The organism is Cupriavidus numazuensis (assembly GCF_905397435.1).
Classification (GTDB): Bacteria; Pseudomonadota; Gammaproteobacteria; order Burkholderiales; family Burkholderiaceae; genus Cupriavidus; species Cupriavidus numazuensis.
Map to the genome: position 1 here is coordinate 145,494 of NZ_CAJPVI010000015.1, position 11,248 is coordinate 156,741.

The window sequence follows — 11,248 nt, forward strand, 5'->3', positions numbered from 1 at the left end:
ACGCGTCTTCAGGCCTCGTCCGACGTCGGCAGTCCTTGTGCCCAAGATCGGATATTGCCCGGCGTGCGCGAGAAACGCGTCGGGATGCCGATGCCGCGCAGTTGTCCTTCGGTCGGATGCTCGTACTCGAACACCATGCCGGTCGCGCGCAGGTGCGGGTCCTGCACCACGTCTTCGAAGGCCGGCACCTCGCTGTGCGGGATATCGGCGTCGGCCAGCAGCGCGAGCCATTCCGCGGTGGTCTTGCGGCTGACAATGTCGGCCAGCGTTGCGTACAGCTCGTTGATATTGGCGCTGCGCGCGGCCGGGTCGATGTAGCGTGGATCCTCCGCGAGTTCCGGGTGGCCGGACAGTGCGAAGAAACGCGCCCACTGCGGTGTGGTGTACGGCAGCAGCGCGATATGGCCGTCCAGCGTGCGATAGGGCTTGCGGTGCGGCGACATTACGCGCGGATACCCGCATGAACCTTGCTCCGGCACGAACGTGTGCCCGGCAAGCTGTTCCGCGGCGAGGAACGACACCAGCGTCTCGAACATCGGCACCTCGATGGCCTGCCCTTGTCCCGACCGCTCGCGTTCATACAGCGCCATCGGAATCGCATAGGCCACGGTCAGGCCGGCGACCTTGTCGGCCAGGATCGTGTTGACGTATTGCGGGCCTTCAGCGCTGTTCGCGCCCTGGAACTGCGCCAGACCACTGCGTGCCTGGATGATGTCGTCGAACGCGGGCATGCCGGCGTAAGGACCCGTTTCCGAGTAGCCGTACGCACCGCAATAGATCAACCGCGGATTCGATGCGCGCAGCGATTCATAATTCAGCCCGAGCTTGCGCAGCGATTGCGGCCGCACGTTCGAGATGAACACGTCCGCGCCAGCAATCAGGTCCTTGAGCCGGGCCAGGTCCTCGGCACGCTTCACGTCGAGTACCACGAACTGCTTGTTGCGGTTCAGGTTCAGGAACGTGGCGCCCATGCCGGGATGCAGCGCAGGTTCGGCGTGACGGAAGACATCACCGGCCGGCGCCTCCACCTTGATGACCTCGGCACCCATATCGCCAAGGATCTGCGTCGCGTACGGCCCCATGCCTACCGAGGTCATGTCGACCACGCGCACCCCTGCGAGCGGTCCGGTGGCCTTGGGCGTAGCGCCTGCGTTCTGCATCGTCATGGCTGTCTCCGCTCAGTACGACTTCGGCAAGCCCAGCACGCGCTCGGCGATGAAGCACATGATGAGTTGCGGACTCACCGGCGCGATGCGCGGGATGTACGACTCGCGCAGCAGGCGCTCCACGCGGTACTCGCGCGAATAGCCCATGCCGCCGAGCGTCAGGATGGCGGTCTGGCAGGCGTTGTGGCCGGCTTCGGCCGCGAGGTACTTGGCGGTGTTGGCCTCGGCCCCGCAGGACTCGCCCGCGTCGTAGCGCGCGGCAGCCTTCAGCATCATCAGGTTGGCCGCTTCAAGCTGCATCCAGGCCTGTGCGAGCGGATGCTGCACGCCCTGGTTCATGCCGATCGGCCGACCGAACACCACGCGCTCCTTCGCATACTGCGTGGCAATGGCCAGCGCCGCGCGGCCCAGGCCGATGGCCTCGGCCGCGATCAGGATGCGCTCGGGGTTCAGGCCGTGCAGGATGTACTCGAAGCCGCGCCCTTCCTCGCCGATACGATCTTCCTCGGGAATGAACAGGTCGTCGATGAACAGCATATTGGTATCGACGGCCGAACGGCCCATCTTGTCGATCTCGCGGATCTCGATCTTGCTGCGGTCGACCCTGGTGTAGAACAGCGACAGGCCATCAGTGGGCTTCTTCGCCGATTCGAGCGGCGTGGTGCGCGCCAGCAGCAGCATGCGGTCGGCCACCTGAGCGGTGGAGATCCAGATCTTGCGGCCGGTCACCGAATAGCCGCCCTCCACCTTGCGCGCGAAGGTCTTGAGCTTGGTGGTGTCGAGGCCCGCGTCGGGCTCGGTCACGCCAAAGCAGGCCTTCTCCTTGCCGGCAATCAGGGGCGGCAGGAAGCGCGCCTTCTGCTCGTCGGTGCCGAACACCACGACCGGGTTCAGGCCGAACACGTTCATATGCACCGCCGATGCGCCGCTCATGCCAGCGCCGGACTCGGAGATAGTCTGCATGACCAGCGCCGCTTCCAGGATGCCCAGACCCGCACCGCCGAATTTCTCGGGCATGGCAACGCCGAGCCAGCCGCCTTCACACAGCGTCTTGTAGAACTCGTGCGGATAGGTGCCGGAGACATCCAGCTTGTTCCAGTATTCCATGTCGAACTGGCCGCAGACCTGCTGCACGGCTTCGACGATCGACTGCTGTTCGGCGGAGAGATCGAAATTCATGTCGGTGTTCCTTGTCCTGTCTTGTACTGTCTTATTCAGCCTGGATGCCGGCATCTTTCACCAGCCGCGACCACTTCTGCAGTTCTGCGACAACGAACTGGCCCAGCTCGGCCGGCGTGCTGCCGAACGGCTCGAAGCCGAACGCGTGGAACTGCGGCGCGTATTGCTTGTTGGAGGCAATGGCAACCAGCTCATGGTTCAAGCGCTCGACCACCGGCGCCGGGGTGCCTGCGGGCGCGAACACGCCGTTCCAGGACGTGATATCGAAGCCCTTGAATTCAGGCTCGCTCGCCAGCGGCGGCAGGTCCGGCAACAGCGCGCTGCGCTGGGCGGTGGTCACGGCGAGCGCGCGCAGCTTGCCGGCCTTGACGTTGGCGATGCCGGCCGCGAAGTCGACGAACATCACCTGCACCTGGCCGCCGATCACGTCGGTCATCGCCGGCGGCGTGCTCTTGTACGGCACGTGCAGCATCTTGAGGCCCGCCATTTTCGACATCGTCGCGCCAGCCACGATGCCGGTGCTGTTGCCGCTCGCATAGGACATGCCCGGGTGCGCCTTGGCGTAGGCGACGAATTCCGACAGCGTCTTGACCGGCAGCGTCGGGCTGACCACCAGCATGAACGGCAGGTTGCCCATGCGCGAGACCGGCGTGAAGTCCTTCACCGGGTCATAGCGCAGTTGCTTCATCAGCGAGGGATTGGCCGAATGCGTGGTGTTGGTGGTCATGAAAATCGTGTAGCCATCGGCCGGCGCCTTGGCGACGAACTCGGCGGCAATGGTGCCGTTGGCGCCGGGGCGGTTGTCGACCACCACCGTCTGCTTGAGCCCTTCCCCGAGATACCGGGCGGTCAACCGTGCCACGGCGTCGGTGCCGCTGCCCGCGGCGAACGGCACCACAAGGCGGATCGGCTTGGACGGATACGGATCCGCTGCGCCTGCCGGGGAAATCATGGCCATCACGGCACCACAGCCCACCGCCACGGTGAGCAAAGCCTGTTTTGCGAACTTCACGATGCTGGTCTCCAGTTTCAGCGTGTCATTGCCGGTCTGCGGCGCCGGCTGTCTTGACGGGGTCGGAAGCGGTACGGCCGCGTTATGCGGGCCGCACGACACGTTCCGGCGATTCTTCGTAAGGCGGGGAATAGATGACGAGGATCTTGGCCGGCTCGTCGCTCACGACGGTGAACACGTGCATGGTGTCCGGCGGGAAAAAGCAGCAATCGCCCGGGCCGAGTTCCTTGCTCTGCCCACCTACCTCGGCGATCGCACGGCCTTCGAGCACGTAGCAGACCTGCTCGATGCCCGGATGCGCGTGCGGCAGCGCGCCCTTGCCCTTCTCGATCGTGCCGTGCAGCACTTCCAGGTGGCGCGCGCCGACGGTTTCGGGGGAAATCAGTCGGCGGTTCAGCGTGCCGGTGTGGTTGGCCGGGTGATAGCCCGGCGTGTCTTCGGTGGAAACGAAATAGACAGGGGATTGGGGCATGTCTGGTACGGCCGAATTGGCTCTCTAATTCATGTCTGTGAATTTAAGTTTATCATCATGAATTATGGAAGCAAGGCCGACGAACCGGATTGCGGGTTAACACCGGTGCCGGATGCGCCGCTCAGCCCGTCAGCGCCATGGCTACGTGCTGCCGCAACAGCGGCACGACATCGGCCTCGAACCACGGATTGCGGCGCAGCCAGAGGCGGTTGCGCGGGCTGGGATGGGGCAGCGGCAGGAATTGCGGCAGGTAGTCCGCATAGGCAGCAACGGTGTCAGTCAGCGTCGGCCTGGTCCTCCCGCGCAGGTAGTACGACTGGGCGTAGCGGCCCACAAGGAGGGTCAGGCGAATGTGCGGCATGGTGGCCAGCAGTTGTGCGTGCCACAACGGCGCACACTCGGGGCGCGGCGGCAGATCGCCACTCTGACCCTTGCCGGGGTAGCAAAACCCCATCGGCACGATGGCCACCCGGCTGGAGTCGTAGAACTCGTCCGGCGTTAACTGCAGCCAGGTGCGCAGCAGATCGCCGGACGGGTCATTCCACGGGATGCCGGTGTCATGCACGCGCCGGCCCGGCGCCTGTCCGATGATCAGCAGGCGGGCACTCGCAGCGGCCCGGACGACCGGCCGCGGCCCGTAAGGCAGGTCGCAGGTGCGGCAGGCGGTGATGTCGTTGAGGAGGATGTCGAGCGGGGAACGGGGTTTGGCGGGCAATGTGGTGCGAGAGGGATCAGTACCAGGGTCAGTGTAGCCCTGTGCCCCACTACGGGCCGACGGCGCTGGGGCGCCGTCGCCCGCCTATCCCGCAAGCTTGTCCGCTGCAGCCTCCAAACCGTCCAGGATGGCGTTGGCCAGCGTCTGTGGAAAGGTTTCTGGCAGCGAGGCACGGACCGCGCGGACCACCTCTCGCGTCCGCGATACCAGATCATCGACAACGAATTCCACATCCCGGCCATCGGCCGCGATGATGCCGTATCGCCGGCCCAGTTCCAGCCAGTGGCGACGGCGGATATCCCGCACCCTCCAGTGGGCGTTACGCGATCTGACCGCCATTGCCAGCCGTATCCGATGTGGCGAAATCCTGCCTGCGCCCTCCCCCAGCAACGGATAAGCGGACATCACGTCATAGAGCGGCGTCAGCGCATAAGCCCCACCCGGCCGCAACGCGAGACTGAAGTTCTTGGCATGGCCATCGGGCGCGCACAGCATCCAGAACAGAACCTGTGACTGGAAGAACCTGAGCCGATCCGCCTCCCGCTGCATGGAGCCGTTGAGCAAATCCATGATGCGGTCGATGCCCGGGCCGCCATCGGCCTCGTACTTGAGGTAGGGCGGCGTTGCGGTAGCCTGGCACATGTCTTCTTGTGGCAGACGAATCAGCCACCCGCCATTGCCATGCCACCACATGCGGTCAAAGCGCTCCACGCTGAGCACTTTCTGGTCCTCGAAGACGAGCGGCTCGCAATTGGCCACAGGCAGTCCATAGGCTTTGAGTACAAGCGAGCACAGCCACTCGTTCTCCACCGATTCCCGCAAGTCCAGCCTCATGTTTCCGACCAGCCCCATGGGCAACTTGAAGATGTGGGTGGTCGGCGTAGAGCCCTTTGGCAAGTGCCAGCGATCGTCGAGCCGCAGGAACGCGGTCTTTTCCTGGGCGCCGGCAATGGAAATGCGGAAGTGCTCGTCCTCGCCGGAGACCCCGGCCAACGGTGAAGGCATGACCGTTTCGCGCAGGATCCGGGCGATGTCGGTGTCCGTCAGCGGCTCCGCATCGATGACCTGGATATCGGCCGGCGTGGCATCCGCAGGCAGCAGTTGCAAGGCGCCGGCACAGTCGCGGCCGATCTGCGCAAGCAAGTCGAAGGCATCGGTCGAACTGGCGCGGAACCGGCGCGCAATGCGTTCGCGGATCTCTCGGCTGTCCGGGAGCAGGTTCTCGAAATAGGCACGGACGGTGTCGCCCTTGTGCGGGGCATTGTCCGGCGTGAAAGGCAAGGACAGCGACAGCGGGCGGCCCTGCGGCGCGGCGACCCAGGTATCCGCGTAGATGAGCACGTCGCCGACATGCGGCTGCAACTCCCAGCGCCCGACATGGACGCCGTTCATCCACAAGCCGAGCGCACGCGTATGGGAACGGCGCCCCATGCCTACCACATTGGCTTGTCGGATGCCTTCCCCTGAACAGGAGAATCCGGCTTTCGCAGCACCAGCTCGACACCGAGCACAGCCAGCAGCCGCATCAGGCGCCCCGCGCTGACTGCTTCCGCATTGCGCTCAAGGGCGGACAGGGTTTGCTGGCTCACGCCCATGCGAACCGCCAGTTCAGCCTGGGTCAGGCCGGCCTGTTTTCTGAACCCCTTCAGCATGGCCGGGAGTTGCTCCGGGGTGCGGACAGTGAAATCGCGCATACAAGAATCAGGCTGTATTTCTGATTTACGTATGCTAGGTTGTTTTTTCAAAATACTCAAGATAGGCTGTATTTATGAAATACAGCCTATTCATTGTATTCTTCGAAAAACGGAGAAGGGCCGGCACGCGCCGGCTCTCACCCCAACCGCTTCACAATGGTCCGATCAAACCAGTCATCCAGCATGGCCTTCTCATAGCGCAGCCGGTCGGAGCCGTCGTACAGGTTCACGCCCCAGTGGAAGTTCATGTTGTTGAGCCGGTCCTGCGCATCGGCCACCACCTGATCGCCATGGCGCAGCACATAGTGCAGCGTCATCCGGGGCCACGTGGCGTCCCGCACGATGCGCACGCGCGACGGCGACCGCCAGTCCACGTAGCCTGCCAGGTCGATATCGAGCACTTCGACACTCAGCGTGTAGCCCTCCGGCAGTTGCCGCGCGGCCAGCTTCTGCAGGTGCCGGCTGATGGCATCGAGCACATCGCGGTCGCTGCCATAGTTGTCGTGGTACGAGGCATCGGTATAGGACTCCGGATGCACGAAGGTCACCGACAGCGTGCCGGGCGCGGCAATAGCCGCCATGGGAAAGCCCAGTGCCAGCATGGCAAGGGCGGGAAGGGTGTACCGGGACATGGCGGCACGCCTCCAGCGCAACGGAAACACGGCCGGGAGATGCGCAGGGAATGCGCGAACGGACAGGAATTGCCCATGGATAACTCGGACCTGGCCGGCGGTCCGGGCTGACTTCAGCTTAGTGCATGAGTCGCGGACCGGCGGCTCAGTGGAAATCGCGGCTGCCGACCATCAGGCGGCCCATCATCGGACTCAGGTCGATCAGTTCCTGCGCCACGAGGTGGCGGACCTCGCCCTGCCGCTGCCAGGTGCCGATCACGCCCAGCAGCGTCGCGCCGAGCACTTCCTTGCGCTGCCGCTCGATCAGGTCGGGCCAGAAGATCAGGTTGACGGTGCCGGTTTCATCCTCGATGGTCGCGAAGATGGTGCCGCTCGCGGTGGCGGGCCGCTGCCGTACGGTGACGATGCCGCAGGTGCGCACGCGCCGGCCATTGCGGCAATGGGAAAGCTGTTCGGCGGTGGCGTAGTCCATCGCTTCGAGTTTCGTGCGCAGCAGCGCGAGCGGATGGGACTTGAGCGACAACCCCGTGCTGGCGTAGTCGGCCGCCACCTCTTCGCCGAGGCGCGGTGCCGGCAGCGACAACTGGCGCTCGATGAGCGGCGCTTCATGAAGCAGGTCCCGGTGCGCAACCTGCAGCGCGGCGGCGCTGGCCTGCCAGCGCGCCTGGCGCCGGTTGCCGGCGAGTGCCACCAGCGCGTCGGCGGCGGCCAGCACATCGATATCGTGCCGGTCCAGGCTGGCGCGCAAGGCCAGGTCTTCCACGCTGTCGAACGGACGCTGCGCACGCGCGGCTTCGATGCGCAGCGCGGCGGTTTCGCGCATCCCCTTGACGCGGCCCAGCCCCAGCCGCACCGGGGGCTTGCCGGCGCCAGTCTGGCCCGGCGCAGGCTCCAGCGTGCTGTCCCAGTTGCTGACCGTCACATCGACCGGCAACACCACCACGCCATGGCGCTGCGCGTCCTGCACGAGTTGCGACGGCGAATAGAAGCCCATCGGCTGGCTGTTCAGCAGCCCGCACAGGAATGCCGACGGATGGTGGCACTTGAGCCAGGCGCTGATATAGACCAGCTTGGCAAAGCTGGCCGCGTGGCTTTCCGGAAAGCCATATTCGCCGAAGCCTTCGATCTGCTTGCAGATGTCCAGTGCGAACGATCTCGGATATCCGCGCCTGGTCAGCCCCTTGATCAACGCATCCTGATGTTGGCTCAGGTCGCCCCGGCGGCGCCACGCTGCCATCGAACGGCGCAGTTTATCGGCCTCTCCCGGCGTGAAATCGGCGCCGTCGATCGCCAGTTGCATCACCTGCTCCTGGAAGATCGGGATGCCAAGCGTGCGGCCCAGTACTTTTTCGATCACCGCGTCGTAGTAGACCGGTGGCTTCTTCGTGCGCCGGAACGCTTCCCGCCGCTTCAGGTAGGGATGCACCATGCCGCCCTGGATCGGCCCCGGCCTTACGATGGCCACTTCCACCACGAGGTCGTAATAGACGCGCGGCTGCAGGCGCGGCAGCATCGACTGCTGCGCGCGCGATTCAATCTGGAATACGCCGATGGTGTCGGCGCGGCAAATCATCTTGTAGGTTTCGTCGTTCTCCTTCGGGATGTCCTCCATGCGCGCCGGCACGCCAGCCGCGGCAAGGTTCTCGTCCGGATTCGGGATCATCGCGAGCGCGCGGCGGATGGCCGACAGCATGCCCAGCGCCAGCACGTCCACCTTGAGCAGGCCCAGCGACTCCAGATCGTCCTTGTCCCACTGGATCACGCTGCGGTCGGCCATGGCCGCGTTCTCGATCGGCACCAGCCGCGACAGCTTGCCGCGCGCCATCACGAAGCCGCCGACGTGCTGCGACAAGTGGCGCGGAAAGCCATGCAGCTGTGTCGTGAGGCTGGCCCACTGCTGCACTGCCGGCGATTCGCGGTCCAGTCCGTAGCGGCCGATACGATCCAGGAAGCCCTGCCCGCTCTCCCACCACGCCTGGCCCTTCACCACCTGCTCCACCACGCTCGCGTCGATACCGAGCGCACGGCCCACGTCGCGCAGCGCGCTGCGCGAGCGGTAGGTGATCAGCGACGCGGCCAGCGCGGTGCGGTCGCGGCCGTATTTGTCGTAGATGTACTGGATGATTTCCTCGCGCCGCTGGTGCTCGAAGTCGACATCGATATCGGGCGGCTCGTCGCGCTCGCGCGAGAGGAAGCGGCCAAACAGCAGGTTGGCCTGCTCGGGACTGACCTCGGTGACGTAAAGGCAATAGCAGACCAGGGAATTGGCCGCGGAGCCACGGCCCTGGCAAAGGATGCCCCGCTTGCGCGCCTCGCGCACGATGTCATGCACCGTCAGAAAAAAATGCTCGTACTGCTTTTCCTCGATCAGGTCCAGCTCGTCTTCGAGTTGCTTCTCCCATTCCGGCTTCAGCCCGTTGGGAAACCGCACGCGCTTGCCGGCCTCCACTTCCTTGCGCAGGTAGCTGATCGGCGTCTCGCCCTTGGGCACGAGTTCCTCGGGATACTCGTAGCGCAGCGTATCGAGCGAGAAATCGCACAGTTCAACAACCTTCAAGGTCTGCGCGAGCGCCTCGCGCGGATACAGGCGCGACAGCACCTGGCGCATGCGCAGATGCTGCTCGGCATTGGGCGCGAGCGCCATGCCGCATTCGGGCAGCGGCTTGCCCAGCCGGATCGCGGTCAGCACATCGGACAGCGGCTTGCGCGAGCGCACATGCATGTTCACCGCACCCGAAGCCACCAGCGGCACGCCGGCCTGCGCCGATACGCTTTCGAGCCGCGCGCGGTGCAGCGCATCCGCATGGCCCTGCAACTGCTCCAGCGCGATCCACACGCGTTCGCCGAAGACTTCGCGGCACCATTGCGCCTGCTCCAGCAATTGCGCCGGATCGGGACAGTAATCGGGCAGCAGCAGCGCCAGGCAGCCCGGCATGCCGCGCAGGTGCTTCTGCTTTTCCCCGGGTGCGGACAGGTCTTCGGGATGCAACTGGTAGCTGCCCTTCTGCGCGCGCATGCGGCCCAGCGTGATCAGCTCGCACAGGTTGCCGAAGCCTTCACGGTGCTGCGCGATCAGGATCAGCCGCAGCGGCGGCCGCTCATCCGTGCCCGATGGTGCGGTCAGGCTAAAGCGGCTGCCGATCAGCAGCCTGAAGGCGTCGGCAGCTGCGGCGTGGGCCTTCAGCACATTGAGTTCGCCTTCGTCCTGCGCCTCGCTGGCGTCCGCCTCGCAGCGCTTCACCGCATCGGTCAGGCGCTGGCGCAGCGTCTTGATGGCATCGTGCGCGCGCGCGGTGCCGGCCACCGAGCATTCATCGGTCAGTGCAATGCCACGGTAGCCAAGCTGGAAGGCACGCTCGATCAGCTCGACCGGATGCGACGCGCCGGTCAGGAACGTGAAGTTGGAGATGCAGTGCAGCTCCGCGTAGTCGGGCAGCGTGGGCAGCCACGCGGACAGCCCGGACAGTTCGGTCTGGTTCATGCGAACAACCCATGCAGAAACCAGCGGTATTCGCCGTCGTCCTCGTGCCCGTCGCGCCCCGGATGGCCGGGGCGTTCACGGTAGACCCAGCAACGCAGGCCGTCGGCGCGTTCGGCGATGAAGTAATCGCGCGTGGCCAGCGCGCCGTCCCACCAGCCGGCCTCGATGCGTTCCGGCCGGGTCAGCATGCTCAGCGCGCCGCCGTGGTTCGGGCGATGGTTGCGCACCGCCAGAGCCAGCGGCTGCGGCAACAGCCACAGCGGGCGCTCGGGCATTGGCGGCAGCGGCACGCCGGACGCCTTGCCCGTGGCCTCGTCGAGCGGACACCAGCGGTTGGCACATTCGGGCCGGTGATCGGCCAGCGGCTGCGGCTGCAGCACGTTGTCGCGGCCCAGTCGGGCCACCAGCGTATCGAGCACGCGCCCCAGTTCGGCCGGCGTGCCACCGGGCTCGGGGAATAGCGCATCGCTGTGTGGCAGGTGTTCGGCCATGGCCTCCACGCGCAGCCCCAGACCGGTCACAGGGGCGTGGAAATTGAGCTTGTCGAGCTTCTCGCGCAGCAGCCGCGACAAATGCGCAGGATCACGGCTCGGCTGGGCCAGCGCCACAGTCACTGGCGTGCCCACGGTATCGACGCCGAGCCGGTAACGCTCATGTTCGAGCACGAGCACACAGCGCGTGACGCCGGCCTGCTGCACCGCCAGCCAGCCGGCCAGCGCCAGCAGCAGCCGCTGCGCACCGGCCAGCACGCCTTCGGCCGATTCGATGCGGCCCGGCAGGTCCATGCGCTGCGCGAACGCCGGCGGCGCGGCGAACCAGGTGAAGCTGGCCGGCGCATCGCCATAGGCTTGATCCAGCCGGGCCAGCAAGCCGGGGCCCAGCCGGCGCGCCAGGCCC

The 11,248-nt window shown here is 65.7% G+C and carries 9 protein-coding genes and 1 pseudogene; all 10 read right to left on the reverse strand.

Annotation, left to right across the window (positions count from 1 at the left end; all coding sequences use genetic code 11):
- Positions 1-8: 8 nt before the first annotated feature.
- Positions 9-1,166 (reverse strand): CaiB/BaiF CoA transferase family protein, encoded by a 1,158-nt coding sequence (locus KHO41_RS14190; protein WP_211953914.1) that lies wholly within the window; start codon positions 1,164-1,166, stop codon positions 9-11.
- 12 nt (positions 1,167-1,178) lie between these two features.
- Positions 1,179-2,345: an acyl-CoA dehydrogenase family protein gene (locus tag KHO41_RS14195; protein ID WP_211953915.1), complete on the reverse strand. Its 1,167-nt coding sequence runs from the start codon at positions 2,343-2,345 to the stop codon at positions 1,179-1,181.
- A 31-nt stretch (positions 2,346-2,376) separates the two neighbouring features.
- Complete coding sequence (locus tag KHO41_RS14200) at positions 2,377-3,357, reverse strand: Bug family tripartite tricarboxylate transporter substrate binding protein (protein ID WP_211953916.1); 981 nt, start codon at positions 3,355-3,357, stop codon at positions 2,377-2,379.
- 82 nt (positions 3,358-3,439) lie between these two features.
- Positions 3,440-3,829, reverse strand: coding sequence for a cupin domain-containing protein (locus tag KHO41_RS14205; RefSeq protein WP_211949677.1), 390 nt, complete (start codon positions 3,827-3,829; stop codon positions 3,440-3,442).
- A 121-nt stretch (positions 3,830-3,950) separates the two neighbouring features.
- On the reverse strand, positions 3,951-4,544 hold the full coding sequence (locus tag KHO41_RS14210) for a uracil-DNA glycosylase family protein (RefSeq protein WP_211953917.1): 594 nt from the start codon (positions 4,542-4,544) through the stop codon (positions 3,951-3,953).
- An 84-nt stretch (positions 4,545-4,628) separates the two neighbouring features.
- Positions 4,629-5,975: a type II toxin-antitoxin system HipA family toxin gene (locus tag KHO41_RS14215; protein ID WP_211953918.1), complete on the reverse strand. Its 1,347-nt coding sequence runs from the start codon at positions 5,973-5,975 to the stop codon at positions 4,629-4,631.
- A gap of 2 nt (positions 5,976-5,977) precedes the next feature.
- Positions 5,978-6,238: a helix-turn-helix domain-containing protein gene (locus KHO41_RS14220; protein WP_211953919.1), complete on the reverse strand. Its 261-nt coding sequence runs from the start codon at positions 6,236-6,238 to the stop codon at positions 5,978-5,980.
- Between the two features lie 137 nt (positions 6,239-6,375).
- The gene (locus tag KHO41_RS14225; RefSeq protein ID WP_211953920.1) at positions 6,376-6,870 is read right to left on the reverse strand and encodes a DUF3016 domain-containing protein; all 495 of its coding nucleotides are present in this window, start codon (positions 6,868-6,870) and stop codon (positions 6,376-6,378) included.
- Positions 6,871-7,015: 145 nt separating this feature from the next.
- Entirely contained in the window at positions 7,016-10,351 is a 3,336-nt protein-coding gene (locus KHO41_RS14230) for an error-prone DNA polymerase (protein ID WP_211953921.1), read from the reverse strand.
- A pseudogene (locus tag KHO41_RS14235) lies at positions 10,348-11,248 on the reverse strand (Y-family DNA polymerase); the annotation flags it as partial. The pseudogene KHO41_RS14235 and the gene KHO41_RS14230, both read right to left, overlap by 4 nt.